Raw genomic sequence first — 26,001 nt, forward strand, 5'->3', positions numbered from 1 at the left:
CGAAGGGATCTTCTAGTCCGTCGCCTCGACCCCCGGCGCGGCGGACGCCAGCGGGCCCAGGACCAGCTGCGGATCGAGCACCATGCCGACCGCCTGGTCAGGCGTCAGGGGCGGCGACGCGTTCCTCCCGCTGACGTTGAGGGACACCGTGGACCCGTCGGGCCGGAGCATGTCCACGCTGAGCCCCTCGTACCGCACCACCTGGTTTCCGAGCTGCGGCGGCAGTCGATGCTCTCGGAGCGAGGTTCGTATCTTGATCTTTTCGCCGGCGGGGCCACCCTGCTGCACGCAGCTCGCGCCCGCCGTGCGGGTGGGGCAGGGAGTGTTGATCATCGACGCCCGGGCGGGGCCGCCGTCTCGCTCGATCTGCACCGACAGGTGGGCATTGCCCGCTCCCACACTGAGGGTGCCCTGACCCCAGTAGCCGGTGAGAGTCGTCTCCCCCTCCGTTCCGCCCTGCTTGTTCCAGTTGCTGAGCAGGTCGTGCGAGCCCGGCCCGCTCAGCTCGGGCGCCTGTCGGAGCAGTGCCGCGACGACGGCCGCGTCGATCCGGGCCCAGTCCTCGGGTGTGCCTGCGGGCGTCGTGATGCTCGGGGTGGGCGACGGCGTCGCGGCGGGCCGCGCCGGATCGGCATCGCGGGGTGCGCGGACGAGTGCGGTAGCACCGAAGGCCACCGCGAGGACCGCCGCGGCCGCGAGAGCTATCCCGTTCCTGCGGTGCCGGCGACGCGAGTGGACGGTGGCCCGTAGGTCGTCGAGCGGTGGCTGACGGACGGCGGCGGTGACGGTCTCGACGTCGAAGCCGGTGAAATCACGATCGGACATCGACTCTCCTCGAAGAGGTGGTTACGGCATCGGCGGTGTCGGCGAGAGAAAGAAGCAGTGCGAGCGCCTGGCGCCCCCGGGACAGCCGGGACTTGACCGTGCCGACGGAGACGCCCAAAGTTCGCGCCACCTCCTCGACGGGCAGGTCCACGAAGTAGTGCAGGGCCAGCGCGTGCCTCTGCCCGCGCGGGAGACGCCGCAGCGCGGCCAGCAGCGCCAGATGCTCCGGGGCGCTGTCGGCGACGGTCGGCGGCGACCACGTCCGTCGCAGCAGCCTGTCGAGCATCCGCCGACGGCGATGCCGGCTGCGGGCGACGTTTATCGCCACCCGGCGCAACCATGCCTCCGGGTTGTCGAGGCCGGCGAACCGACCGGGCGCGGCGAGCGCCTTGGTGAACGCCTCCTGCACAGCCTCCTGCGCCTCGCTCAGGTCACCGGTCACCGCGTAGAGCTGAACGACCAACCGCCGGAAACACCCGGCATAGAGATCCGCGATCACATCGTCGTCGGACACCCTCACCTCCCTACTCAGCCTCTTCCACTCATGGCGCGGCGGAAAGGTTCCGTCATTCCCGGCCGGCTTCTGCCCTCAGGCAACTTCGTTGATCCGAGGGCCGGGCATGCGGTCGGGTGGGAGTCATGCTCTCCACGCTGCTCCTCCCCTACCGGCCGGTGCTCGGCCATCCCGTGCTGCGCCGGCTGCTGCCGGGGCTCGCGACGTCCGCGCTCGGTGACGGGCTGGCTCTGGTCGCGGTGACGTGGCTGGCGCTGCAACTCGCCCCCGAGGGACAGCGCGGCACCTGGACCGCGTTCGCGGTGGCCGCGTACACGTTGCCGGGCGCGGCCGGGACGGTGCTGCTCGGCCGATGGCTCGGCGGCCGCGGCGGGGCTCAGCTCGCGGGCTGGGACGCCGCTCTGCGGGCGACCGCGCTGGGTGCGATCCCCGCCGCTCACCTCGCCGGGGTTTTGGACGCCGGTCTCTACGTCGCTCTGCTGGCCGTCTCCTCGCTGCTGCACCCGTGGGGTTCGGCCGGTCGGTTCACGCTCGTGGCCGAACTGCTGCCGCAGCGGCACCACCTGGCCGCGAACGCACTGCTCGGGGTCTTCGGTCAGGCGGCGACGATCGTCGGCCCGCCGCTTGCCGGCCTGCTCATCGCCGGGATCGGTCCGGTGTGGGTGGTCGCGGTCGACGCCGCCAGCTTCGCCGTGCTGGCCGTCAGTTACCGCCTCGTGGTCCGGGCCGCCCGCCACGCTGGCAGAGGCCGTGACGCGGACGAAGACCGCGTCGGAGACGAACGCGCGTCCGGCTTCCGGATCATCGCGCGGGACCGATCGCTGCTCGGCCTGCTGTCGCTGTCCTTCGCGTTCTTCTTCCTTTTCGGCCCGTTCTACGTGGCCATGCCGGTGTCCGTCACCGACGATCTGCACGCCTCCGCCGGGACGCTCGCTGCCTACTACACCGCGTTCGGCGTCGGCTCGCTGCTCGGCGGGCTGGCCACCGGTCACCTGCGCGGTTGGTCGCCGCGGGCCACGATCGTGGCGATCGTGGCGCTGTTCGGCGCTTCGCTGCTGCCGCTCGGCCTGGGCACGCCGGTGGTGCTGTCACTGCCGGCGTTCGCGCTCGCCGGGCTGGTGTGGGCGCCCTACCGGCCGACCGCGACGGCGTTGTTCCAGCGTCGGGCCGGGGCCGCCGACCTGCCTCACGTACTGGCCGCGAACGGCGCTCTCCTGGTGCTGTCGGTGCCGTTGGGCACCATGCTGGGCGGTCCGCTGACCGCGTTGCTCGGGGCGCGGCCCACGCTGCTGGCGTGTGCGGTGGCGATCCTCGTGCTGGGCCTGCTCGCGGCCGGGTTCATCGCGCGCCCCGGCCGGGGAGGCGCGGGGAGGGGACCGGATCGCCCGCCGACTCCGCAGGACGCGAGCTGTCAGGCGGCGAGCGACTGCTCGGCGCGTACCGCGGTGGCCTCGGCCCGGGCGATCGGGCCGGCCGGCAGCGCGGCGACCAGGGCCCCGACGCCGACCGCCGCTCCGGCGAAGACGAACGCCCACGGCACGCCGCCGGCGTGGTCGACGATCAGCCCGGCGATCGACCCGCCGGCGGCGCTGGCCGCCACCGACATGGTGACCACCCAGGTGTACGCCTCGTTCAGCATGCCGGCCGGGGCGATCCGCCCGACCAGGGTGTTCTCCAGGGTGAGCGCGGGGGCGATGGCGGCGCCGCCGAGCACCAGCGCGACGCCGAGCGCCGCCGGGTCGGGGATCACCGCGAAGACGGCGAGGCTGGCCGCGACGGTGGCGAGCAGCCAGGCGAACTGGCGGGTCATGTTGGCGGCCGGCTTGCGCACGCCGAACCAGAAGCCGCCGACGGCGCTGCCGATGCCCCAGACGGCGAGCAGCACGCCGGCCAGGCTTTCCGGGTCGGCGGTGCCGGTGTTCGCGGCGAAGGCCGGGACGATCACGCCGGAGGCGCCGAACGCGATGCCGAGGCTGGCCACGCAGACCAGCAGCGCGGGGAAGCCGCCGACCCGCAGCGGGCCGAGGCCGCGCGCGTGGTGCTCCCGGGGGTGCGGGCGCCAGCCGCGCATGACCCGGCCGAGGGCGACCGTGCCGGTGCCGACCAGGGTGACCACGGCGGCGCCGACCAGCGCGGCGGACGCGTCGGCGAGCAGCACGAAACCGGCCACCAGCAGCGGCCCGAGCACGAAGACGACCTCGAAGAGCGAGGTCTCGGCGGCGAGCGCGGTGTTGCGCAGGTGTGCCCGGCCGGTGGCCGGTGCGGTGAGGTCGTTCCAGGCGCCCCGGATCGCGGCGGTGAGCGGCGGGTAGGTGGCGCCGGCGACGCCGGCGGCCAGGTAGATCACGGCGAGGTTGCCGGCGCCGGAGCGGCTGGCGGCGAGCAGCCCGAGCAGGGCGAGCGGGTGGGCCAGCGCGGTGGCCAGCAGCACCGGCGTGGGTCCGACCCGGTCGGCGATCCGGCCGGCGACCGGGCTGAGCGCGGCGCCGGCGAGCGCGTAGATGCCACCGGCGACGGCGGCCAGGGAGTAGCGGCCGGTGACCTGCTCGACGACGAGCAGCAGCGCCAGCGGGGTCATGCCGATCCCGAGCCGGCCGACGATGCCGAGGATCAGCAGCATCGGCGCGCCGGGGATCCGCCAGACGCCCAGGTACTGGCGCAGTGCGGCCACGGTCGAACCTCCGGGTGGTAATGAGTGGGAGACGTTTCGACCCTAACGGCGCGACCTGACCGGGGGAAACGCATTGTGCCCGGACACACCACCGCGCCCGCGTCGTGGGACGCGGGCGCGGTGCGGAGTACGGCGGGTCAGCGCTGGAACTGCACCGGCCCGGAGTTGCGGGCCATCTGCTCCAGGCGGGCCACCCGCTGCTCCATCGGCGGGTGGGTGGCGAACATCGCGGCGATGCCGCCGCCCCGCTTGAACGGGTTGTCGATCATCAGGTGGGCGGTGCTGGCGAGCTGGCCCTGCGGCGCGAGCGGGCGGCTCTGCGTACCCATGTGGATCTTCCGCAGGGCGCTGGCCAGGGCGAGCGGGTCGCGGCTCAGCTCGGCGCCGGACGCGTCGGCCTGGTATTCCCGGCTGCGGCTGATCGCCAGCTGGATCACGGTCGCCGCGATCGGGCCGAGGATCAGGGTGAGCAGCAGCACGGCCGGGTTCGGGCCGTCCTCGTCGTCGGAGGAGCCGAGCGGGATGAACCAGGCGATGTTGGCCAGCATGGTGATGATGCCGGCCAGGCCGGCGGCCACGCTGGAGATCAGGATGTCCCGGTTGTAGACGTGGGACAGCTCGTGCCCGATCACGCCGCGCAGCTCCCGGTAGTCGAGGATCTCCACGATCCCCTGGGTGACGCAGACCGCCGCGTGCTCCGGGTTGCGCCCGGTGGCGAACGCGTTGGGCTGCGCCGTCGGGCTCACGTAGAGCCGGGGCATCGGCTTGCCGGCCTGGGTGGAGAGCTCCCGCACCATCCGGTACAGCTCGGGGAACTGTGCCTCGCTGACCGGTTGCGCCCGCATCGAGCGCAGGGCGAGCTTGTCGGAGTAGAAGTAGGTCACGCCGTTCATCAGCAACGAGACGACGACGGCGATGACAAGACCGCCGCTACCGCCGAACCAGTAGCCGACCGCGAGGATCAGCGAGGTCAACAGGCCGAGCAGCGCTGCGGTCTTCAGACGGTTGTGATGCACGATCGCTCCTTCGGTGCGCGGGCCCACGCGGGGGACCCGCTGACCGGTTCAACACACCGGTACCCGTCAACCATCCGGCTCATGGCTGAAAGTTGGCTGGGGATCGCTGTGTGCCCGCTGAACCAACCGCCCAGTCGGGCACGAACCGCCTCAGCGCGCGGCGACGTCCAGCACGAGCTGCGGTGCGACACCGATCACCACGGCTGCCACGGTGGCCACGCCGAGCGCCACCAGCACCAGGCGCGCCGGGCGGAGCGGGGCGGCGGCCGGGCCGGGCGCGGCGTAGAGCGACGCGGCCACCCGCAGGTAGTAGGCCAGGCCGAGCACCGCGTTCAACGCCACCACCAGGGCCAGCCACCCGGCGTGCCCGGCCAGCAGCGACCGCACCACCGTCACCTTCGCGAACAGCCCGGCCAGCCCCGGCGGCAGGCCGGCCAGCCCGATCAGCGCCAGCGCGAACGCGCCGCCCACCCACGGGTGCCGGCGGGCCGCGCCACGCAGGTCGGCCAGCGCGCCGCCGTCGCCGTCCGCCGGCCGCAACGCCACCACCGCGGCGAACGCGGCCAGCTCCAGCAGTACGAAGAAGACGGTGTACGCGACCGCCGCCGCGTAGGCCCCGGCCCGGGCGTCGGGGGTGCGGCCGGCGGCCAACGCCAGCGCGCCCAGCGGGGCCAGGATGTAGCCCGCCTGCGCCACCGACGACCAGGCCAGCAACCGCACGGTACGCCGCTGGCGCAGCGCCACCAGGTTGCCGACGGTCATGGTCAGCACCGCCAGCGCCGCCAGCACCGGACCGGTCACTTCGCTCGGCAGCGCCCGCTGCACCACCGCCAGCAGCGCCACCACGCCGCCCAGCTTCGAGGCGGTCGACAGGTAGGCGGCCACCGGCAGCGGCGCGCCGTCGTAGGTGGCCGGCGCCCAGGCGTGGAACGGCACCGCGGCGACCTTGAACGCCAGCCCGGCCACCACCAGCGCCACCGCGACCGTGGTCAGCGGCAGGTCGGTCAGGTCGTCCCGGGCGGCCAGCGTGGCGCCGAGCCGGTCCAGGTGCAGCGTGCCGGTGACCGCGTAGAGCAGCGCCGCGCCGAGCAGCGTCACCGTGGTGGCGACCACGCTGACCACGAAGAACGTCACCGCCGCCTCGGCGCCGGCCAGGCTGCCCCGCCGCAGCCCGACCAGCACGTAGAGCGGCAGGGTCAGCGTCTCCAGCGCCACGACGAGGGTGATCAGGTCGCCGGCCGCGCCGAGCACCACGCCCCCGGTCATCGCGCAGGCGAGCAGGAAGCAGTATTCGCCGGTCGGGGTGCGACCGGCGCGCAGCAGCGGGCCGGAGATGGCCAGCACACCCAGGGTGAGCAGGGCGACCACCACCGCCACCAGGGCGGCCCGGCCGTTCCACACCCAGGAGCAGTCCGCCGCGACACAGAACGTGCGGCGGCCGCCGGCCGCGCCGACGAGCCCGGCGCCCAGCGCCGTGCCGGCCGCGCCGAGCGACGCCACGGCGACGGTGACGGCGGGGCGCGCCACCAGCAGGTCGACCAGAAGCACCAGCACGGCCGCGCCGGCGGCCAGGTACGCCGGCAGCAGCGCCACGTTGTCGACGCTCTGCACCAGGCTCATGGGACGACCCCCAGCAGGGCCTCCACCGGACCGGAGGCGTAGGAGAGGACCAGCGCGGGCGCCAGCCCGACCGCGAGTGCGAGCAGCACCAGCGGCGCCCAGGCGGTCAGTTCCGCGCCGGCCAGGCCGGGCGTGAGCCCGGCCACCGCCGGGCTGGGCCGGCCGTGGGTGACCCGGCGCAGCAACCGGAGGAAGTACGCGGCGGTCAACGCCCCGCCCAGCGCCGCCAGCACGGCCAGCGTCAGCCACAGCGGGCCGCCCCGCCGCACGGCGGCCACCACCGCGAACGCCTCGCCCCAGAAGCCGGCCAGCCCGGGCAGCCCCAGTGAGGCGACCGCCGCGAAGCCGAGCAGCCCGGCCAGCCGGGGCGCGGTCTCGCGCAGCCCGGACAGCTCGGCCAGCGCGCCGGTGTGCGTCCGGTCCTTGACCGCGCCGGCCAGGAAGAACAGCAGGCCGGTGATGACCCCGTGGGCGATGTTGCCGATCAACGCGGCCTGGAGCCCGGTGGCGGTGAGCGTGGCGACGCCGAGCAGCACGAAGCCCATGTGCCCGACGCTGGAGTAGGCGATCAGCCGCTTCAGGTCGTCCTGGGCCAGGCAGACCAGGCCGCCGACCAGGATGGCCGCGACGGCGAGCACGCCGAGCGCCGGCGACGCCCAGCGGGCGCCCTCCGGCGCCACCCCGACGGCGACCCGGATCAGCCCGTACGTGCCCATCTTGAGCAGCACCCCGGCGAGGATCACGCTGCCGACGGTGGGCGCCTGGGTGTGCGCGTCGGGCAGCCACGAGTGCAGCGGCCAGAGCGGGCTCTTCACCGCGAACGCCAGCGCCAGCAGCGTGAACGCGGCGAACTGGGTGCCCCGGGACAGGCCGACGCCGCCGGTCAACGCGACCAGGTCGGCGGTGCCCGCCTCGGCCACCACCACGTAGACGCCGACCAGCAGCAGCACCGAGCCGAACAGCGTGTAGAGCGCGAACTTGCGCGCCGCGCGCCGCCGGTCGTCCCCGCCCCAGCCGGCGATGATCGCGTACATGGGCAGCAGGACGACCTCGAAGAAGAGGAAGAAGAGCACCAGGTCGAGCGCGAGGAACGTGCCGAGGATGCCCACCTCGACCACCAGCAGCAGCGCCACCAGGGCCCGCCCGCTGCCGCCGCCGGCCGGCACCCGCCACAGCGTGTACGCGCAGCACAGCAGCGTGAGCAGCGCGGTCAGCACCACCAGCGGCCAGGAGATGCCGTCCACCCCGAGGTGGAAACGCAGGTCGAGCCCGGGCACCCAGGGCAGGTCGAGCCGGTGCCAGGGCTGCACCGCCGGCCGCGGCCCGTACCCGAACCAGCCGTGCTCGCCACCGACCAGCGGCAGCGTCGCCAGCAGCGTCAGCGCGGCGGCGACGGTGCCGACCAGCCGGCCGGCCCGGTCCCCGGGCACGGCGGCGGTCGCGACCGCGCCCAGCGCCGGGACCGCGAGCACCGCGACCAGCAGGACCTGCCCGAACGTCATGAGGTGACTCCGATCAGGGCGACCGCCAGGCCGATCAGCAGCGCGCCGACCAGCACCCCGGCCGCCGCGCGCGGCAACGCCGCCCGGTGCAGCGCGGCCAGCCCGCCGCCCAACTCCACCGCCGCCCGGCCGCTGCCCTCGACCAGGCCGTCCACGCCCAGCTCGTCGCCGGTCCGCACGGCCCGCGCCAGCGCGCCGGTCGGGCGTACGACGAGGGCGTGCTGGACGTCGTCGAGCCGGAACGCCCGGGCGAACACCGGCCGCAGCGGGCCCAGGAAGCGGGCCGGGTCGGCGGCCGGGTCGCGGCGCCAGCCGGCCCAGGCGACGCCCGCGCCGACCAGCAGCAGCAGGAACGGCAGGATCAGGTTCGGCGCGAGGTGGACCAGCTCCACCGCCTCGCCGGTGGCCTCGTCGGCCGGCACCCGCAGGCGGTCGGCGAACCAGGGCAGGAAAGCGGCCAGGCCGAGCAGCGCGGCCGGGACCGCGAGCAGCAGTACCGGCAGGCGCAGCGACGTCGGCGGGTCGTGCGGCCGGACCAGCGGCATCCGGGTGGCGCCGAAGAAGGTGCGCAGCAGCAGGCGGGTCGCGTACCAGGCGGTGACCGCGACACCGAGCAGCCCGGCCAGCCAGACCAGCCAGCCCACCCAGGGCGCGGTCGGACCGGCCCCGTCCAGCGCGGCGGCCTCGGCGGCGGCGAGCACCCCGTCCTTGCTCCAGAAGCCGGACAGCGGCGGCACCCCGGCCAACGCGCCGAGGCCGACCACCATGCACCAGAACGTGACCGGCATGCCGGCCCGCAGGCCACCCATCCGGGACATCAGCGTGGTGCCCACGGCGTGGATCACCGCGCCGGCGGCGAGGAACAGCAGCGCCTTGAACGCGGCGTGGGTGAGCAGGTGGAACAGCGCGGCGGCGGGCGCGCCGACCGCCAGCGCGCCGGTCATGTAGCCGATCTGGGAGACCGTCGACCAGGCGAGCACCCGCTTGATGTCGTCCTGGGCGGTGGCGGCGAACGCGCCGAGCAGGATGGTCACCGACGCCATCACGCCCAGCACGGCGAGCGCGGCCGGGGCCCGCTCGAACAGCGGGAACAGCCGGGCCACCGCGTATACCCCGGCGGCGACCATGGTGGCGGCGTGGATCAGCGCGGAGACCGGCGTCGGGCCGGCCATCGCGTCGGGCAGCCAGGTGTGCAGCGGGAACTGGGCGCTCTTGCCCGCCACGCCGGCGAGCAGCAGCAGGCAGGCCGCGGTCAGCGTGCCGGCGCCGTAGTCGTGGGCCAGCACGTCGGCGATCCGGAAGCTGCCCGCGCCCACGCCGAGCAGCGCGATGCCGAGCAGGAAGCCGACGTCACCCACCCGGGTGACCAGGAACGCCTTGACCGCCGCGCCGGGCGCCTCGGGCAGCCGCCGGTCGTGGGCGATGAGCAGGTAGGAACAAATGCCCATCACCTCCCAGCCGACCAGCAGCATGATCAGGTCACCGGACACCACCACGGTCAGCATGGCTGCGGTGAAGAGGCTGAGCTGCGCCGCGTACGGCGGGTAGCGGTGATCGACGTCGACGTCGTCGTGCGGGCCGCGCCGCAGGTAGCCGGTCGAGTAGACCTGCACCGCCAGCGCCACCGCGGCGACGGCGGTGGCGACCAGCACCGCCACGCCGTCCAGCCGCAGGCCCAGCGTGACCCGCAGACCGCCCAGGTCTACCCAGGTGGTGGCCGCCTCGACCGGCCCGTCCACCCGGACCAGCAGCACCAGCGCGGCCAGCAGGGCCACCGCCGCGCCGGCCACGCCCAGCGCGACGGCCGACCGCCGGGCCGGCGCCCGGTCCCCGCTCGACGCGGGCGGCAGCAGCAGCCCGACCAGGCCGGCGACCAGCGGCGCGCCCGGCAGCGCCGCCGCGAGCCACAGCGTCGACGTGCTCATGGGCGCACCTCGTCCGGTACGGCCGGCGCCCGCTCGCCGAGCGGGACGTCGTCGACCGTGACGCTGGCCCGCAGCCGGTAGAGCTGGAGCACGATGGCCAGCCCGACACCGATCTCGGCGGCGGCGAGCACGATGACGAACAGCGCGAACACCTGCCCGGAGTGCGGCAACGCCGCCCGGACCGTGGTGTCGGCGGTGACCAGGACCAGGTTGACCGCGTTGAGCATCAACTCCACCGCCATCAGCACCAGGACCGCGTTGCGCCGACGCAGCACGCCGTAGACGCCGAGGCCGAACAGGAGCGCGGCGGTGACGTACGGGATGACCGGCCTCACCGGCGCCCGCCCTCGTCGGCGGCCACCGCGGCCGGGCCCGTCGGGCCGGACGGCGCCGTCAGGTCGGTCCCGGTGGACGCGGCGGGTGTGCCCGGCCTGCCCGTCGGGCCGCTGCCGGAGGCCGGCGCCACGGTCGGACCGGACGGGGACGGGCGGCCGATGTCCGGGCGGGAGAGCACGATCGCGCCGACCAGCGCGGCGAGCAGCAGCACCGAGAGCACCTCGAACGGCAGCACCCAGGAGCGGAACACCTGCTCGCCGAGGCGCTCGGCGGTGCCCGCTGCGGGCAGCTCCACCCGGGACCAGCGGAACGCGTCGACCAGCAGCACGGCCAGGCCGAGACCGCTGCCGGCGCCGACCAGCGCGGCCGGCCAGCCGGGCCGGTCGAGGTCGTCGGAGGGGCCGATCGGGGCGCGGGTCAGCATCACCGCGAACAGCAGCAGCACCACCACCGCGCCCACGTAGATCAGCACCTGCACCCAGGCCACCAGCTCGGCGGTGAGCACCAGGTAGTCGCCGGCCAGCGCGCCCAGGCAGACCACCAGCCACAACCCGGCCCGGACCAGGTGCCGGGTGGCCACCACCAGCGCGCCCGCGCCCACCGCGACCGCGCCGAGGGCGAGCAGCAGCACGTCCGCGCCGGTCACGAGGCCGCGCCTCCGCCCGGGGAGTCGGCGGCGTCGGGGCGTACCGTGGTCGGGGCCGGACGGGCGGGCGGGCCGGCGGCCTTGCGGGCGGCGGTGGTCTCCTCCTTCGAGGGGTCACCGAGCGGGTCGTGGGCCGGCGGCGGGGGCACGGTGGCCATCCACTCGCCCAGGTGGTCCTTGTCGTGCAGCAGGTCCTTGATGTCGTACTCGGCGTACTCGAACTCGGGCGACCAGTAGAGCGCGTCGAACGGGCAGACCTCGATGCAGATGCCGCAGTACATGCAGAGCGAGAAGTCGATGTCGAACTTGTCGAGCACGTTGCGCTGGCGGGGGCGGGCGGCGCCGGGCACCGCCACCTCCTCCTTGTGCGAGTCGATGTAGATGCACCAGTCCGGGCACTCGCGGGCGCAGAGCATGCAGACCGTGCAGTTCTCCTCCAGCAGCGCGATCACGCCGCGGGAGCGCGGCGGCAACTCGGGGGCCACGTCCGGGTACTGCTGAGTGGTCGAGCGGCGGGTCATCGTCTTCAACGTGACCGCCAGCCCCTTCACCAGCCCGGCGCCGGGCACTCCACCGTGCTCGCTCATGCCGCCCATCCTGCCCTGTGGCCCGGGCGCGCGCGACCACCCCCCGACTCTTGGCGGCGGTATCGTGAGCCCGGGGAGAACGACGCACCGGGAAAGGGCCGGTCAGTGACCGCCGACCCGGAGAGTGCCCGTCCGCCCGAGCGGGCGTGGACGACCGACGATCTGGATCTGCTGCCGGAAGACGGCCGCCGCTGCGAACTGCTCGATGGAGTAATCCTCATGTCCTTGCGCGGCCGAACGCACCAGAGCATCGCCGCCATGCTCATGGTGGGGCTGGACGAGGACTGCCCCGACGGGTACGACGTGACCCAGGGGGTGGAGGTGCGGATCAACCGCACCCGCTCCTTCATTCCGGACGTCCTGATCACCACCTCGACCGCCGCCGCGCGCGAGCCGTCCCGGTACGAACCGCACGAGGTGGTGCTCGCCGTGGAGATCGTCTCGCCCAGCACCCGCTCCATCGACCGGGTGCTCAAGCCGGCTCTCTACGCGCAGGCCGGGATCCCGTTCCACTGGCGGATAGAGATCGAGGACGAGGGCATCGTCGTCTACACCTACAAGATCGACCCGGTGCACGAGGTCTACGCCGAGACCGGCCGGTGGACGAAGTTCGTCGACACCGGGGAGCCCTTCCCGGTGAACCTCCCGATCAGCCGGATCACGCCCCGCCGGGTGTGAGCGGGGGCAGCATCTCCACGCCCAACTGCTGGAGCACCTGGAACAGCTCGTTGACGCTCCACACGTCCACGATCCGGCCGGCGTCGTCGAAGCGCAGGAACGTCGCGCCGGAATAGCTGACCACCCGGCTGGTCGGCGGCACCGGGCCGAACTGGCCGGCCTGCGTGCCGGCGGCCCGCCAGTGCACCGCGACCCGTCCGCCGCCGGCCACCACCTCGACGATCTTGTAGCGCAGGTCGGGGAAGGACGCCCGCCGGTCCCGGTGCCAGGCCAGCACCGCGTCCGGCCCGGTGCCGCCCAGCCCGGGGCAGTCCGGGGCCACCAGCTCGTACGCGCTCTCCTCGCGGCCGGCGTTCCACACGTCGGCGATGAAGCGTCGGGCCGCCGCCTCCACATCGGTCACGGCCGGCAGCCTATGCCCCCCTCTGCCCCGCTCGGCCTGCCGGGACCGGCCGGAGCGACCATGATGGGGGCGGAAGTCGACTCGGGAGGTGGGCGTGGGCGGCAGCGACGACGAGGTTCTCGACCGGACCGGCGGCAAGTACGTGGAACCGGGCGGCGAGTTCACCCGGGACCAGCGCTACATCGCCACCCGGATCACCGCCGACGCGCGGGACGGCTGGCCGGTGGAGCCGGGCCGCTACCGGCTGGCGGTCAGCCGGGCGTGCCCGTGGGCGAACCGGCTGATCATCGTCCGGCGCCTGCTCGGGCTGGAGGACGCCATCTCGATGGCCGTGGCCGGTCCCACCCACGACAAGCGGAGCTGGACGTTCGACCTGGACCCGGGCGGCCGGGACCCGGTGCTCGGCATCGAGCGGCTCGCCGACGCCTACTTCGCCCGCTTCCCCGGATACGAGCGGGGCATCACCGTGCCGGCGCTGGTGGACGTGCCGACCGGGCAGGTGGTGACCAACGACTACGCGCAGATGAGCCTGGACCTGTCGACCGAGTGGACGGCCCACCACCGGCCGGGCGCGCCGCAGCTCTACCCGGAGCCGCTGCGCGCCGAGATCGACGAGGTCAACGCGAAGGTCTTCGCCGACGTCAACAACGGCGTCTACCGGTGCGGCTTCGCCGGCAGCCAGGAGGCGTACGAGCGGGCGTACCACCGGCTCTTCGACCGGCTGGACTGGCTGAGCGAGCGGCTGGCCGGGCAGCGCTACCTGGTCGGCGACACGATCACCGAGGCGGACGTGCGGCTGTTCACCACGCTGGTCCGCTTCGACCCGGTCTACCACGGTCACTTCAAGTGCAATCGGCAGAAGCTGAGCGAGATGCCGGTGCTGTGGGCGTACGCGCGGGACCTGTTCCAGACCCCGGGCTTCGGCGACACGATCGACTTCGACCACATCAAGCGGCACTACTACGAGGTCCACCGGGACATCAACCCGACCGGCATCGTGCCGCTCGGCCCCGACCTGAGCAACTGGCTCACCCCGCACGGCCGGGAGGACCTGGGCGGCCGCCCCTTCGGCGACGGCACCCCGCCCCCGCCCCCCACCCCCGAGGAGCGCGTGGACCCCGCGCACACCCCGCTGCGCTGAGCCCCTCTCCCTCGCCGGGGTTGGGTGGGTTACAGGGCGAGGCGGACGGCGGCGGTGAGGACCAGCTGGGCCAGGGCCAGGGGGACCAGGACCAGCCAGCAGAGACGCTGGAGCTGGTCCTCGCGCAGCCGCGGGTAGCTCACCCGGAGCCAGATGATCACGAAGGCGACCGCGAACACCTTCAACAGCGTCCACAGCCAGCCGAGCTGGGCGTCCGCGAACGGGCCCTGCCAACCGCCGAGGAAGAGCACCGTGGTCAGCGCCGCGATCACCACGATGCCGACGTACTCGGCCAGCAGGAAGAACGCGAAGCGCAGGCCGGTGTACTCGGTCATGTAGCCGAAGACCAGCTCGGAGTCCGCCACCGGCATGTCGAACGGCGGGCGGCGGATCTCGGCCAGCCCGGCGACGAAGAAGATCACCATGGCCGGCGCCTGCCAGAGCAGCCACCAGGGCTGCCACGCCTCCACGATGCCGGGCAGGCTGAGCGTGCCCGCCGCCATCGCCACCGAGGCGGCGGCCAGCACCAGCGGCAGCTCGTAGCCGAGCAGCTGGGCGGCGCCGCGCAGCCCGCCGAGCAGGCTGTACTTGTTGGCCGACGCCCAGGCGGACATGAGCACCGCGAGCACGCCGATGCCCACCACCGCGAGCACGAAGAACAGGCCGATGTCCAGCGGCTGGGCGACCAGGTCACCCGGCCCGAGCGGGATGACCAGCAGGGCGAGCAGGTACGGCACCAGGGCCACCGCCGGCGCGAGCCGGAACACCGGCCGGTCCGCCTCGCGCGGGGTGACGTCCTCCTTCTGCACGAACTTGATCCCGTCGGCCACCAGCTGCGCCCAGCCGTGGAAACCGCCCGCGTACATCGGGCCGAGCCGGCCCTGCATGTGGGCCATCACCTTGTGCTCGGCCTGGCCGACGATCAGCGGCAGGGTGAGGAACGCGACCAGCACGCCCACCACCCGCAGGACCAGCTCCAACCAGTCGGGCATCAGGACTCCCCCGCCGCGTCGGGGTCCGGTTCCTGGCGGGGCGGCCCGGTCGGCCGCTCCCCGGGCACGGGACGTGCGGGACGTCCACCGGGGGCCGGGCGCGCGGGACGCTCCCGGGCCGGGCGGGCCGGCGTACCGCCGCGCGGGCCCTCGCCCGCCCCGGCCGCGCCGGCCGGCGTGGGCGTCGTCCCCCACTCCCCCGGCGCCGGTACGCCCGGCGGCCGGACCGGTCGCCGCCCGCCACCGGCCTCCGACTCGCCCGGCTCCTTGGCGCCGGGCCACGGCTTGGCCACCCGGGACGCGAGCACGAACTCCTTGCGCAGCGGGTGCCCCTCGAACTCCGGCGGCAGCAGCAGCGGTCGCAGCTCCGCGTGCCCGGCGAAGTCGATGCCGAACATCTCGTGGGTCTCCCGCTCGTGCCAGTCGGCGCCGGGAAAGACGTCGACCACGGACGCCACGACCGGCGCCGCGCGGGGCACCCGGGTGCGCAGCAGCAGACCGTGCCGGTGCCGCACCGACCAGAGGTGCACGACCACGTCGAAGCCGTCGGCCAGCTCGTCCACCGCCGACAGCCAGTCGAGGAAGTCGAAGCCCAGCTCCGCGTCGTCGCGCGCCGCGCGCACCGCGTCGGCCCAGCTCGCCGGGGGTACGTCGACGGTGGCGCGGGCGTACCCCTGACCGCCGGAGACCGACGCGGCGGCCTCCACGGGCGCGAGCAGCGCGACCACCCGCCGGCCGACCTCTTCCGGAGTCATGCGCTGATCCTATGGCCGGCGGGTCCGGGCCGGGTCGGGCCGTCCGGGCCGGATCGTCGCTTTGCCGAGCGGACCGGCGGCCGGCGGGGAAAGATGAGGGCCGTGCGCGCTGTGACTGTGACCCCAGGTGTCCCGGATTCGCTCCGCCTCACCGAGGAGTGGCCGGAGCCCGAGCCCGAGGAGGGCGCGATCCTGGTCGAGGCGCTGGCGGTGGGCGTCTGCGGCACCGACCACGAGATCATCGCCGGGGAGTACGGCGAGGCGCCGCCGGGCCAGGAGCGGCTCGTGCTCGGACACGAGTCGCTGGGCCGGGTGCTGGAGGACCCGACCGGCACGTTGCACCCGGGCGACCTGGTGGCCGGCGTGGTCCGCCATCCCGACCCGGTGCCGTGCGCGAACTGCGCGGTGGACGAGTGGGACATGTGCCGCAACGGTCGGTACACCGAGCACGGCATCAAGGGGCTGCCCGGGTTCGCCCGAGACCGCTGGCGGTTGCAGCCCAAGTTCGCCGTCGGCCTGGACGAGGCGCTCGCGTCGGTGGGCATGCTGCTGGAGCCGGCCAGCGTGGTGGCGAAGGCGTGGGACCACATCGAGCGGATCGGCCGCCGGGCCGAGTGGAAGCCGAAGACCGCGCTGATCACCGGGGCCGGGCCGATCGGGCTGCTGGCCGCGCTGCTGGCCAGCCAGCGGGAGTTGTCCGTGCACGTGCTGGACCGGAACACCACCGGCCCGAAGCCGGACCTGGTCCGCGCGCTCGGCGCCACCTACCACACGTCGACCGTGGCCGAGCTGGACCTGCAACCGGACGTGGTGGTCGAGTGCACCGGCGCGCCTCCGGTGGTGCTGGACGCGATGTGCAAGGCCGCGCCCACCGGCATCGTCTGCCTGACCGGCGTCTCCAGCGGCGGCCGGACCATCGACTTCGACGCGGGCGCCCTGAACCGGGAGCTGGTGCTGGAGAACAACGTGGTCTTCGGATCGGTCAACGCCGGCCGCCGGCACTGGGACATGGCCGCCCAAGCGCTCGCCCGGGCCGACCGGTCGTGGCTGAACTCGCTGATCACCCGCCGGGTGCCGGTCTCGGCGTACCGGGAGGCGTACGCCTCGACCGGCGAGGACATCAAGGTGGTGCTGGACTTCACGCAGTGACGCGGGGCGGGCACCCCCGCTCAGATGCCGGGCAGCCGGCCGTTGCGGAACAGGTCCACGAAGAGCTGGTGGTCCTCGCGGGCCCGGATCCCGTACCGGTGGGCGAAGTCGACCAGGTAGTCGACGAAGCCGTCGGCGTCCGCGTCGACCGCCGCGACGATCGAGTCCTCGGTCGAGTAGTCGACCAGGTCGTGGCTGGACTCGTCGTCGGCCACCGAGTGCATCCGGGCCACCGCCCGGCCCAGGTCGGTGAGCACCCCGCCCAGCTCCTCCGGCTCGTTGACGTCGGCCCAGTCGAGGTCCGCCGCGTACGGGGAGACCTCGGCGACGAGCTGCCCGGCGCCGTCCAGCTCGGTGAACCCCAGCCACGGGTCGGCGTGCGCCTGCAACGCCCGCTGCGACTCGGCGGTGCGGTGCCCCTGGTGCCGGAAGTACGACCGCACCCGCTCGTCGTCGATGTGCCGGGCCACGGCCGGCACCTGGGCCTGCTTCATGTAGATGACGACGTCGTTCTCCAGCGCCTGGGTGTGCCCCTCCAGCAGGAGGTTGTACGAGGGCAGCCCGGCCGAGCCGATGCCGACCCCCTTGCGCAGCACCACGTCCTTGATGGTGGTGGCCACCGGGCGCAGCCGGGAAGTCGACTCCGGCAGGGTGCCAAGGTAGTCCTCGAACGCGGCGCAGACCTTCTCCCGGGTCGCGGCGTCGATCTCGTACACGCCGTCGCCGAGGGAGAAGCGGCGCTCGTAGTTGTCGATCGTGGTCTGCGCGGCGAGCAGGTCCACCCGGGTGCTCAGCCGGGCCTGCTGGAGCACCCGGCGCAGCACGCCGTCCGCGTTCTCCAGCGTGATCGAGCCGATCGCGTCGTCCCCACCGGCGGAGATGGCCCGCAGCTCGGCCAGGTAGGAGCGGGCGAAGCCGGTCACCAGCTCGCCGATCACCCGGTCGGAGAGCGCCTTGGCGTATCCGAGCAGCGCCACGCTCGCGGCCAGGCGCTTGAGGTCCCACGTGAACGGCCCGACGTACGCCTCGTCGAAGTCGTTGACGTTGAACACGAGCTGCCCGGAGGCGTTCATGTAGGTGCCGAAGTTCTCCGCGTGCAGGTCGCCGTGGATCCACACCCGGCTGGTCCGGTCGTCGAGGAACCGCTCGCTGGCGAAGTCGCCGAGCTGGTCGGCGTAGAAGAGCGAGGCGCTGCCCCGGTAGAAGGCGAACGGCGAGGCGGCCATCTTGCGGAACTTCCGGCGGAACGCCGCCGGGTCGATCGCCATGGACGCGCCGAACTCCTCGGTCAGCACGTCGACGATGAAGGCGGAACGCTTCTCCGCGGAGTCGGTCATGGTCCGCAGGCTAGTCCCGCTACGCCACCCGGCGGCTCAGCCGACCGGGGGACGCACCGGGGGTGCGGTCAGCGCCTCCACCGGCCGCGGGACGGAATCCGCCGGCGGGGCGAGCCGGTCGGGGCGGGGGACGCCGCCGACGCCGGACTCCTCGGCGGCGATCTTCTCCTGGAGGCGGAGGATGCCGTGCAGCAGCGCCTCCGGCCGTGGCGGGCAGCCGGGCACGTAGACGTCGACCGGGATGAGCTGGTCGACGCCCTTGGTCACCGAGTAGGAGTCCCAGTACGGGCCGCCGCAGTTCGAGCAGGCGCCGAACGAGATCACGTACTTCGGCTCCGGCATCTGGTCGTAGAGCCGCTTGACCGCCGGGGCCATCTTGTCGGTGACGGTGCCGCTGACCACCATGAGGTCGGCCTGCCGGGGGCCGTGGGCGAACGGGATCACGCCGAGCCGCATGAAGTCGTGCCGGCCCATGCTGGTCGCGATGAACTCGATCGCACAGCAGGCCAGGCCGAAGTTGAACACCCAGAGCGAGTAGCGGCGGCCCCAGTTCAGCACGAACCGGATCGGCTCACCGAGCACGGCCGGCACCTGCACGTCGGGCCTCCCTCCGCTGTCCCCGAACCGACAGTCAACCACAGCGGTCGGGCCGGAAGTCGGGGCCGGCGGCGGAATCCGACGGCGCGCCGGCCGTCGTCGCCACCCTGACCGTCGCCCCAGCCGCGCGGGGGCCGGGTTCGGGCGGGCGAGCCGGCTCGGCTGACGCCGAGCGCGGAGCCCGCCGGCTACCGGGTCACCAGGCCGGGCGCTGGAGCAGCCCGACGAACTCCGCCAGCAGCCGTTCCCGCACCGGCGCCGGGGCGGCGTCGAGCAGCGTGTTGACCACCGCCATCCGGTCCGGCACACCGGCGCCACCGCCCAGGCCGAGCCCTTCGGCCAGCCCGGCCACCAGCTCCGGGGTGAGCGCCTCCGGGGTGAGGCCGCCGGCCAGCGCCAACAGGTCCGGCGGCAGCGCGACCGGCCCGGCGGCGCGGGCCGCGGCGACCGCGTCGGCCAGCGCCGGGGCGAACTCGGCCACCCGCGGCGCCACCGCGGCGGTCACCGTGAGGTGCACGCTGGCCGGCAGGTCGGCGTACCGGAGCTGGGGTTGGGTGTGCCAGCCCCGCGCGGTCAGCTCGTCCACCAGCAGGAACAGGTCGAGCGTGGGGTCCTCGGCGGTGAAGCAGACCACAGTGGACTCCGGTTCCGCCATCAACCGCAGGCCGTCGGTCGCCCGCACCGCCGCGGCCAGCCCGGCGACCGCGTCCCGGGTCGACGCCGCCAGCCGCAGGTAGCCGTCCTCGCCGAGATGGCGGAGCGTCGCGTACGCGGCGGCGATCGGCCCGCCGGACCGGGTGGAGGCGATCACCGGGTTGACCATCGTGTAGCCGGGCCAGTCGGCGTACGCGAAGTACTGCGGGGAGCGCAGCGCCGCGTCCCGGTGCAGCAGCACCGACACCCCCTTCGGGGCGTACGCGTACTTGTGCAGGTCGACCGAGATCGAGGTGACCCCGGGCACGGCGAAGTCGAACGGCGGCACCGGCGCCCCGAGCCGGCGCAGCCAGGGCAGCGCCCAGCCGCCGAAGCAGGCGTCCACGTGGCAGCGCACGCCGGCTCCCGCCGCGACGGCGGCGATCTCCGCGACCGGGTCGACCACGCCGTGCGCGTAGGACGGGGCGGACGCGACGACCAGCACGGTCTCCGGGCGGATCGCAGCGGCCATCGCTGCCACGTCCGGCCGCAGCGTCACCGGGTCGACCGGCACCTGGTCCAGCGCCACCCGCAGGTAGTGCGCCGCCTTGGCGAACGCGGCGTGCGCGCTGGCCGGCACCACGATCCGCGGCTCGGCGAGGTCGGGACGGGCGTCGCGGGCCGCCTTGACCGCGAGCAGCAGCGACTCGGTGCCGCCGCCGGTGACGCTGCCGACCACGTCCGGCGCGTCCGTGCCCGGGCCGCCGCCGAGCAGTCGGGCGGCGGCGGCGACCAGCGCGTTCTCCATCGCCAGCAGCGACGGGAAGGCGGTCGGGTCGAGGCCGTTGACGTGCGCGCTCTCCGCGTACGCGGCCTGGGCCAGCTCGTCGAGCCCGGCCACGCCCGGGTCGTAGACGTAGGCGAAGAGCCGCCCGCCGTGCGTGGGTCGGTCGCCGGCCCGCAGCGCCCGGATCTCGTCCAGCACCCGCGGCGCGGGCATCCCCTCGGCGGGCAGCGCGCCCGCACCTGCCGTGTCGGTCATCGGTCTCCGGTGTTCCTCTCGTGACGGTCCGCGGCGGCGGGCGGGACGTGGTGGCTCACGCGCGCACGGTCGGCGGGACGGCGCCGGACGCGGCGCTCAGGTGCGCGGGGGTCAGCGTGTAGCCGCGCAGCAGCACCACCGGGGCGGCGACGAGCAGGGCCGGCAGCACGGTGAAGCCGAGCAGCACGCCGAGCCGGGCGCTGCCCGGCTGGGCCGCCGCCACCCCGGTCGACGACGAGACGTAGCCGGAGAGCTGGAGCACGAGGCCGTAGATGCCCGGCCCCAGGGCCAGTCCGAACGTCTCCCCGGCGGTCCACAGCCCGGTGAACACCCCGGCCTGCCGCCGCCCGGTGCGCGCGGTGTCGTAGGCGATGCAGTCCGGCAGCATGGCCAGCGCGAAGACCTGCTGGCCGGCGTACCCGACGCCGATCACCGCCACCACCGCGTACGCTCCGGCGGCCGGCAGCGCGGGCGCGGTCACCAGGGTGAGCGCGCCGGCGGCGAAGAGCAGCGACGCGGCGACCAGCGACGCCCGCTTGCCGAGCCGGGCGCCGGCCCGGCTCCAGAGCGGCATGACCAGCAGCGCCGGCGCGACGAAGCAGGCGAAGAGCAGCGTCGGGCCGCTGTCCGGTGCGCGCAGCACCTGGTCGGCGAAGTACTTGACGCCGGCCAGCACGGTGGCCACCCCGGCGGACTGGATCACGAAACAGATCAGCAGCACCCGGAACGGCCGGTTGCGGCCGGCGACCGCGAGCTGGGCACGCAGGCTCGGCTCGCTCTCGCCCACCGTCGCGGCCGGCGCGGACCGGGTGCCGAGGAACGCGCCGACCGCGCCGGCCACGATCAGCGCGGCCACGAACAGGCCCATCCAGCGGTGGCCCGGCAGGCCGTCGCCGCCGGCGGCGACCACCGCCGGGGCCACCGCGCCGGAGACCAGGATGGCCAGTGCCAGCACCGCGATCCGCCAGGTCATGAGGCGGGTACGCTCCGCCGGGTCGTCGGTCAGCTCGGCCGGCATGGCCACGTAGGGCACCTGGAAGAAGGCGAACGCGGTCGCGGCGGCCAGGAAGGCGAGCGCGACGTATCCGGCGGCGGCCGGACCGTTCCCGAACGGCGCGGCGAAGATCGCGGCGAACAGCACCGCCAGGGCGAGCCCACCGCCGAGCAGGTAGGGCCGGCGGGCGCCCCAGCGGGAGCGGGTCCGGTCGGAGATGCGCCCGGCCACCGGGTTGACCAGCACGTCCCACGCCTTCGGCAGGAGCACCAGCAGTGCGGCCAGCCCGGCCGCCACGCCCAGGGTGTCGGTGAGGTACGGCAGCAGGAGCAGCCCGGGCACGGTGCCGAACGCGCCGGTGGCCAGGGAGCCCAGCGCGTATCCGAGGTGCACCCGGCGGGGCAGGCCCGAAGCTGTCATGGAGCCGAATGCTACTCACGTTATGGCCGCGGTCACATCCCCTCCTCCGGCGACCAGGCGGCCGCCGCCAGGTCCACCCGGTCCCCGCGCAACGGGCAGCCCTCCGCGCGCAGCCGGGCCCGGGCCTCCCGCTCGTGACCCGGTGGGAGCCGGCCGGCCGCGTTCACCACCCGGTGCCACGGCACCCCGCCACCGTGCCGGGCCATGATCGAGCCGACCAGCCGCGCCGACGCCCGCCCGGAGCGCTCCGCCAGCGCGTCGGCCACCGCCCCGTAGGACATCGCCCGGCCCGGCGGGATCCGCTCGACCAGCGTCAGCACCGCCTCGACGTATTCGTCAGGTGTCACGAGCTGCCACGATATGGGAACGCGCCACGGTCCCGCGGAGCGCAGCGCGCAGAATGGTCGGGTGCGTGAAGCAGTCACCTCGGCCCGCCGGATCGTGGTCAAGATCGGTTCGTCCTCGCTGACCACCGCGACGGGCGGGCTGGACGACGCCCGGGTCGACGCGCTCGTCGACACGCTCGGCGCGCTCGCCACCGCCGGTCGCGAGGTCGTGCTGGTCTCCTCCGGCGCGATCGCCGCCGGCCTCGCGCCGCTGCGGCTGCCCCGGCGCCCGCGCGACCTGGCCACCCAGCAGGCCGCCGCCAGCGTCGGCCAGGGCCTGCTCATCGGGCGGTACGCGGCCGCGTTCGCCCGGCACGGGCACACCGTCGGGCAGGTGCTGCTCACCGTCGACGACGTGACCCGGCGGGCGCACTACCGCAACGCGTACCGGACCCTGCGCAAGCTGCTCGACCTGCGGGCCGTGCCGATCGTCAACGAGAACGACACGGTGGCCACCGAGGAGATCCGGTTCGGTGACAACGACCGCCTCGCCGCGCTGGTCGCCGCGCTGGTCGACGCCGACCTGCTGGTGCTGCTCTCCGACGTCGACGCGCTCTGGACCGGCGACCCCGCCCGCGCGGGCAGCACCCGCATCACCGAGGTGCGCGGCGAGGGCGACCTGGCCGGCGTCGACGTGGGCGGGGCCGGCCGGGCCGGGGTGGGCACCGGCGGAATGGTGACCAAGGTCGAGGCGGCGCGGATCGCCACCGGCTTCGGGATCCCGGTGGTGCTCACCGCCGCGCCGCTGGCCGGGGCGGCGCTGACCGGCGAGCCCGTCGGCACCTACTTCCACCCGAGCGCCCGGCGGCCCGCCGCCCGGCTCTTCTGGCTGGCGCACGCCACCGCGCCCCGCGGCCGGCTCCACCTCGACCCCGGCGCGGTGCAGGCCGTGGTCGGCCGGCGCAAGTCGCTGCTGCCGGCCGGGATCACCGCGGTGGACGGCGCGTTCACCGCCGGCGACCCGGTGGACCTCGTCGACACCGCCGGCGCGCCGGTGGCCCGGGGTCTGGTCAACTACGACGCGGTGGAACTGCCCGGCCTGCTCGGGCGCTCCACCTCGGAGCTGGCCGCGGCGCTCGGCCCGGCCTACGAACGTGAGGTCGTCCACCGCGACGACCTCGTTTTGCTGTAAGCAGGGGCCCCTTGTTAACGCATTCTGCATAACAAGGGGCCCCTCCTAACACCTGAGGAGCGCAGATGAGCGTCGTCGAGCAGGCCCGCCGGGCCCGGGACGCGGCGGAGGCCCTGGCCACGGCCACCCGTACGGTCAAGGACGCCGCGCTGCACGCGATGGCCGACGCGCTCGTGGCGCGTACCCCGGAGATCCTGGCGGCGAACGCGACGGACCTGGCGGCCGGGCGCGACGCCGGGCTGTCCGCGGCCGTGCTGGACCGGCTCGCCCTCGACGGGGGCCGGGTGGCCGCCATCGCCGGCGCGCTGCGCGAGATGGCCGCGCTGCCGGACCCGGTCGGTGAGGTGGTGCGCGGCTCGACCCTGCCGAACGGGCTGGAGCTGCGTCAGGTCCGGGTGCCGTTCGGGGTGGTCGGCATCGTCTACGAGGGCCGGCCGAACGTGACCGTCGACGCCGCCGGCATCTGCCTGAAGTCGGGCAACGCGGCGCTGCTGCGCGGCTCCTCCTCGGCGGCGCACTCCAACGCCGCCCTGGTCGAGGTGCTTCGCGACGCGGTCGCCGGCGCCGGCCTGCCGGCGGACGCGGTGCAACTGCTCGACTCCTCCTCGCGCGACTCGGTCAAGGAGCTGATGCGCGCCCGGGGCCTGGTCGACGTGTTGATCCCGCGAGGTGGCGCGTCGCTGATCCGCGCCGTGGTCGAGGAGTCGACAGTGCCGGTGATCGAGACCGGCGTGGGCAACTGCCACGTGTACGTGGACGCCGCCGCCGACCTCGACAAGGCCCTGGCGGTCACGCTGAACGCCAAGACGCAGCGGCTGTCCACCTGCAACACCGCCGAGTCGCTGCTGGTCCACCGCGCCGTCGCGGACGTCTTCCTGCCGGCCGTGCTGGCCGCCTTCGCCGAGGCCGGCGTGACCGTCCACGGCACCCCCGAGGTCGCCGCGCACTCCGCCGGGGTGGTCGCGGCGACCGACGAGGACTTCGCCACCGAATACCTCTCGGCCGACATCTCGGTCGCCGTGGTCGACTCCCTGGACGACGCGGTCGCGCACATCCGCCGGTACGGCACCGGCCACACCGAGGCCATCGTCACCGACTCGCAGCGGACGGCCCGGGAGTTCGTGGCCCGGGTGGACGCCGCCGCGGTCATGGTCAACGCGTCGACCCGCTTCACCGACGGCGGCGAGTTCGGGTTCGGCGCCGAGATCGGCATCTCGACGCAGAAGCTGCACGCCCGCGGGCCGATGGGCCTGCCGGAGCTGACCAGCACCAAGTATGTGGTCACCGGCGACGGCCACGTCCGCTGATCCACCCACGGCTCCGCGTCCGCCCGCCCGCGTCCTCGTCGATCTTGGAGTTGTGGCACCTCGGATAACGGGGTCAATCCGACATGCTGGGCGCCACAACTCCATGATCGACGGGCGGTGCGGGTGGGACCGGGTGCCCGGCGAGGGAAGCGGGGGCCGGGACGGGGGGCGGGGCCGGGTCTGCGACGGGGGCCGGGGGTGAACCGGGAACGAAGCCTGTGAGCAGGTCGGGCACGGCACCGGAGGACCTGTCGGGGGTGGCAAGCGGGGCTTGGGCCGAGGGCGCGTCGGGGGCGGAACGCGGGGCTTGGGCGGACGACGCGTCGGGGGCGGGACGCGGGGCTTGGGCGGACGACGCGTCGGGGGCGGGACGCGGGGACGGCACGGCGGGCAGCGCGACGATGCCCGGCACCACGAACTGCGCGCCGGCGCGCGGCGCCTCCGGGACGTCCGAGCGGCAGGCCCGGATCGCGCGCAGCGTGGTGTGCACGTCGAACTGGTGGCCGTCGTCGCTGTCCCAGCCGCCGTCGCTGCGCTGGGTCTCGGCCAGCCGCCGCCGCGCCGACACCAGCAGCCACTGCTCCTCGCCCACCTCCACCCGCCGCAGCGTGGCGGCGAGCCAGGCCACGTCGGCCGGGGACATGCCGGGGATCCGGTCGGCGAGCACGGCCTGGATCCGGGCCGACTCGTAGTACATCTGCTGGCGGTGCAGCACGGCCGCGGCCAGCCAGCCGGCCGGCAGGAACGACGGCCAGCTCCCGTCCGCCGCGAGCCGCCCGGCCAGCGCCTGGGCCGCCGCCTGGACCACCCCGGCGTACGCCCCGCCGACGCGGTGGTCGAGCGGGCCGGCGGCGCGGGCGTCCAGCCCGGCCACGGTGAGCCAGAACCCGGCGTCGGCGGTCAGGTAGAACCGGGCCTCGGGATCGCCTGGCGTGGCCCACTCCGGCGCGAACCCGGCCAACGACGGGTGCTCGTCCCAGCCCCCGTCGGCGAGCTGGCCGGCGGCCAGCCAGTCGAGCGCGTGTCGGGCGGCGGGACGGCCGAGCGCGCCCAGGTCGTCCAGCTCGGACAGCCGGAAGCAGGTCGCGTCGACGGACGCCACCTCGCCGTCGAGCACGGCGGGCCAGCCGCCGCCGACGGCCTGGCCGGACTCCGCCGCGTCGAGCAGTTCCGGCGGCACCGGCGCGCCGGTGCGCAACCGCGACAGCCGGGCGCGGTCCACCGCGTCCCCGTGCGCCACGACGAACCCGATCGCCGCTTCCAGATCCACCACGCAGGCGACGCTACCTGCGCCGACGCGGTCACGCCTCGGTAGCTCGGTCAGAGGTGGCCCGGCCCACCGGTGAGACGCCGAGGGCCCTCCCGGCGCACCGGGAGGGCCCTTCGGGACATC

22 protein-coding genes and 3 pseudogenes are annotated in these 26,001 nt (G+C 74.6%); 6 read left to right on the top strand and 19 right to left on the bottom strand.

Features of this window, described 5'->3' with window-relative positions:
• Positions 1-12: 12 nt before the first annotated feature.
• Both O7600_RS15220 and O7600_RS15225 read right to left on the bottom strand, forming a co-directional pair.
• Positions 13-825 carry a hypothetical protein gene (locus O7600_RS15220; protein WP_281587915.1) on the bottom strand — a complete coding sequence of 271 codons (813 nt, stop codon included), beginning with the start codon at positions 823-825 and terminating at the stop codon, positions 13-15.
• Entirely contained in the window at positions 812-1,339 is a 528-nt protein-coding gene (locus O7600_RS15225) for an RNA polymerase sigma factor (protein ID WP_281587917.1), read from the bottom strand. The genes O7600_RS15220 and O7600_RS15225 overlap by 14 nt, the downstream gene beginning before the upstream one ends.
• Positions 1,340-1,464: 125 nt before the next feature.
• Between O7600_RS15225 and O7600_RS15230 the strand changes: the two are divergent.
• A pseudogene (locus O7600_RS15230) lies at positions 1,465-3,009 on the top strand (MFS transporter); the annotation flags it as partial.
• A gap of 137 nt (positions 3,010-3,146) precedes the next feature.
• On the opposite strand, the pseudogene O7600_RS30130 reads toward O7600_RS15230, so the two are convergent.
• The 8 genes and pseudogenes from O7600_RS30130 to O7600_RS15270 all read right to left on the bottom strand — a co-directional run.
• Positions 3,147-3,959 (bottom strand): annotated as a pseudogene (locus tag O7600_RS30130) (MFS transporter); the annotation flags it as partial.
• Between the two features lie 188 nt (positions 3,960-4,147).
• Positions 4,148-5,026, bottom strand: coding sequence for a zinc metalloprotease HtpX (gene htpX, locus O7600_RS15240; protein ID WP_281587921.1), 879 nt, complete (start codon positions 5,024-5,026; stop codon positions 4,148-4,150).
• A gap of 150 nt (positions 5,027-5,176) precedes the next feature.
• On the bottom strand, positions 5,177-6,646 hold the full coding sequence (locus tag O7600_RS15245) for a proton-conducting transporter membrane subunit (protein WP_281587922.1): 1,470 nt from the start codon (positions 6,644-6,646) through the stop codon (positions 5,177-5,179).
• The gene (locus O7600_RS15250) at positions 6,643-8,148 is read right to left on the bottom strand and encodes an NADH-quinone oxidoreductase subunit M (RefSeq protein ID WP_281587924.1); all 1,506 of its coding nucleotides are present in this window, start codon (positions 8,146-8,148) and stop codon (positions 6,643-6,645) included. The genes O7600_RS15245 and O7600_RS15250 overlap by 4 nt, the downstream gene beginning before the upstream one ends.
• The gene (locus tag O7600_RS15255) at positions 8,145-10,073 is read right to left on the bottom strand and encodes an NADH-quinone oxidoreductase subunit L (RefSeq protein ID WP_281587926.1); all 1,929 of its coding nucleotides are present in this window, start codon (positions 10,071-10,073) and stop codon (positions 8,145-8,147) included. Before O7600_RS15255 ends, O7600_RS15250 begins: the two co-directional genes overlap by 4 nt.
• Complete coding sequence (gene nuoK / locus O7600_RS15260) at positions 10,070-10,408, bottom strand: NADH-quinone oxidoreductase subunit NuoK (RefSeq protein WP_281587927.1); 339 nt, start codon at positions 10,406-10,408, stop codon at positions 10,070-10,072. The genes O7600_RS15255 and nuoK overlap by 4 nt, the downstream gene beginning before the upstream one ends.
• Positions 10,405-11,055 (bottom strand): NADH-quinone oxidoreductase subunit J, encoded by a 651-nt coding sequence (locus O7600_RS15265; RefSeq protein ID WP_281587929.1) that lies wholly within the window; start codon positions 11,053-11,055, stop codon positions 10,405-10,407. The genes nuoK and O7600_RS15265 overlap by 4 nt, the downstream gene beginning before the upstream one ends.
• Entirely contained in the window at positions 11,052-11,642 is a 591-nt protein-coding gene (locus tag O7600_RS15270; protein WP_281587932.1) for an NADH-quinone oxidoreductase subunit I, read from the bottom strand. The genes O7600_RS15265 and O7600_RS15270 overlap by 4 nt, the downstream gene beginning before the upstream one ends.
• 105 nt (positions 11,643-11,747) lie before the next feature.
• Here O7600_RS15270 and O7600_RS15275 point away from each other — a divergent pair, with 105 nt between their 5' ends.
• Positions 11,748-12,320, top strand: a complete 573-nt coding sequence (locus O7600_RS15275) for a Uma2 family endonuclease (RefSeq protein WP_281587934.1) — start codon at positions 11,748-11,750, stop codon at positions 12,318-12,320.
• Here O7600_RS15275 and O7600_RS15280 read toward each other — a convergent pair.
• Entirely contained in the window at positions 12,301-12,723 is a 423-nt protein-coding gene (locus O7600_RS15280; RefSeq protein ID WP_281587936.1) for an ester cyclase, read from the bottom strand. The two genes, O7600_RS15275 and O7600_RS15280, sit on opposite strands and share 20 nt — an antisense overlap.
• Before the next feature lie 88 nt (positions 12,724-12,811).
• Here O7600_RS15280 and O7600_RS15285 point away from each other — a divergent pair, with 88 nt between their 5' ends.
• On the top strand, positions 12,812-13,864 hold the full coding sequence (locus O7600_RS15285; protein ID WP_281587938.1) for a glutathione S-transferase C-terminal domain-containing protein: 1,053 nt from the start codon (positions 12,812-12,814) through the stop codon (positions 13,862-13,864).
• A 29-nt stretch (positions 13,865-13,893) separates the two neighbouring features.
• On the opposite strand, the gene nuoH is transcribed toward O7600_RS15285, so the two are convergent.
• Both nuoH and O7600_RS15295 read right to left on the bottom strand, forming a co-directional pair.
• Positions 13,894-14,856, bottom strand: a complete 963-nt coding sequence (gene nuoH, locus O7600_RS15290) for an NADH-quinone oxidoreductase subunit NuoH (RefSeq protein ID WP_281587940.1) — start codon at positions 14,854-14,856, stop codon at positions 13,894-13,896.
• Positions 14,856-15,611 carry an NADH-quinone oxidoreductase subunit C gene (locus O7600_RS15295; protein WP_281587942.1) on the bottom strand — a complete coding sequence of 252 codons (756 nt, stop codon included), beginning with the start codon at positions 15,609-15,611 and terminating at the stop codon, positions 14,856-14,858. Before O7600_RS15295 ends, nuoH begins: the two co-directional genes overlap by 1 nt.
• Before the next feature lie 102 nt (positions 15,612-15,713).
• Here O7600_RS15295 and O7600_RS15300 point away from each other — a divergent pair, with 102 nt between their 5' ends.
• Entirely contained in the window at positions 15,714-16,760 is a 1,047-nt protein-coding gene (locus tag O7600_RS15300) for a glucose 1-dehydrogenase (protein ID WP_281587944.1), read from the top strand.
• Positions 16,761-16,780: 20 nt separating this feature from the next.
• Here the strand turns inward: O7600_RS15300 and O7600_RS15305 are convergent, their stop codons facing one another.
• The 5 genes from O7600_RS15305 to O7600_RS15325 form a co-directional block, all read right to left on the bottom strand.
• On the bottom strand, positions 16,781-18,097 hold the full coding sequence (locus O7600_RS15305) for a DUF2252 domain-containing protein (protein WP_099163613.1): 1,317 nt from the start codon (positions 18,095-18,097) through the stop codon (positions 16,781-16,783).
• Positions 18,098-18,133: 36 nt separating this feature from the next.
• Positions 18,134-18,694: an NADH-quinone oxidoreductase subunit B gene (locus tag O7600_RS15310; RefSeq protein ID WP_281587947.1), complete on the bottom strand. Its 561-nt coding sequence runs from the start codon at positions 18,692-18,694 to the stop codon at positions 18,134-18,136.
• A gap of 196 nt (positions 18,695-18,890) precedes the next feature.
• Entirely contained in the window at positions 18,891-20,369 is a 1,479-nt protein-coding gene (locus O7600_RS15315) for an aminotransferase class V-fold PLP-dependent enzyme (protein WP_281587949.1), read from the bottom strand.
• A 55-nt stretch (positions 20,370-20,424) separates the two neighbouring features.
• A complete protein-coding gene (locus O7600_RS15320; RefSeq protein WP_281587951.1) occupies positions 20,425-21,783 on the bottom strand; it encodes an MFS transporter in 1,359 nt (452 codons plus the stop codon).
• 32 nt (positions 21,784-21,815) lie between these two features.
• On the bottom strand, positions 21,816-22,130 hold the full coding sequence (locus O7600_RS15325; RefSeq protein WP_091569870.1) for an MGMT family protein: 315 nt from the start codon (positions 22,128-22,130) through the stop codon (positions 21,816-21,818).
• A gap of 13 nt (positions 22,131-22,143) precedes the next feature.
• Between O7600_RS15325 and proB the strand changes: the two genes are divergently transcribed.
• Positions 22,144-23,301, top strand: a complete 1,158-nt coding sequence (proB, locus tag O7600_RS15330) for a glutamate 5-kinase (protein WP_281587954.1) — start codon at positions 22,144-22,146, stop codon at positions 23,299-23,301.
• Positions 23,302-23,366: 65 nt separating this feature from the next.
• Positions 23,367-24,608: a glutamate-5-semialdehyde dehydrogenase gene (locus O7600_RS15335; protein ID WP_281587956.1), complete on the top strand. Its 1,242-nt coding sequence runs from the start codon at positions 23,367-23,369 to the stop codon at positions 24,606-24,608.
• Positions 24,609-25,062: 454 nt separating this feature from the next.
• Here O7600_RS15335 and O7600_RS15340 read toward each other — a convergent pair.
• Positions 25,063-25,932: pseudogene (locus O7600_RS15340) on the bottom strand (hypothetical protein); the annotation flags it as partial.
• Positions 25,933-26,001: the final 69 nt, after the last annotated feature.

The sequence above is a fragment of the Micromonospora sp. WMMA1998 genome (assembly GCF_027497375.1).
Lineage (GTDB): Bacteria > Actinomycetota > Actinomycetes > Mycobacteriales > Micromonosporaceae > Micromonospora > Micromonospora sediminicola.

Bases quoted from the DNA above. Each gene is read 5' to 3' on its own strand.
- O7600_RS15220 (WP_281587915.1), bottom strand. From the start codon at position 825: ATGTCCGATCGTGATTTCACCGGCTTCGACGTCGAGACCGTCACCGCC.
- O7600_RS15245 (WP_281587922.1), bottom strand. From the start codon at position 6,646: ATGAGCCTGGTGCAGAGCGTCGACAACGTGGCGCTGCTGCCGGCGTAC.
- O7600_RS15250 (WP_281587924.1), bottom strand. From the start codon at position 8,148: ATGACGTTCGGGCAGGTCCTGCTGGTCGCGGTGCTCGCGGTCCCGGCG.
- O7600_RS15255 (WP_281587926.1), bottom strand. From the start codon at position 10,073: ATGAGCACGTCGACGCTGTGGCTCGCGGCGGCGCTGCCGGGCGCGCCG.
- O7600_RS15270 (WP_281587932.1), bottom strand. From the start codon at position 11,642: ATGAGCGAGCACGGTGGAGTGCCCGGCGCCGGGCTGGTGAAGGGGCTG.
- nuoH (WP_281587940.1), bottom strand. From the start codon at position 14,856: ATGCCCGACTGGTTGGAGCTGGTCCTGCGGGTGGTGGGCGTGCTGGTC.
- O7600_RS15295 (WP_281587942.1), bottom strand. From the start codon at position 15,611: ATGACTCCGGAAGAGGTCGGCCGGCGGGTGGTCGCGCTGCTCGCGCCC.
- O7600_RS15305 (WP_099163613.1), bottom strand. From the start codon at position 18,097: ATGACCGACTCCGCGGAGAAGCGTTCCGCCTTCATCGTCGACGTGCTG.
- O7600_RS15315 (WP_281587949.1), bottom strand. From the start codon at position 20,369: ATGACCGACACGGCAGGTGCGGGCGCGCTGCCCGCCGAGGGGATGCCC.
- O7600_RS15320 (WP_281587951.1), bottom strand. From the start codon at position 21,783: ATGACAGCTTCGGGCCTGCCCCGCCGGGTGCACCTCGGATACGCGCTG.
- proB (WP_281587954.1), top strand. From the start codon at position 22,144: ATGGGAACGCGCCACGGTCCCGCGGAGCGCAGCGCGCAGAATGGTCGG.
- O7600_RS15335 (WP_281587956.1), top strand. From the start codon at position 23,367: ATGAGCGTCGTCGAGCAGGCCCGCCGGGCCCGGGACGCGGCGGAGGCC.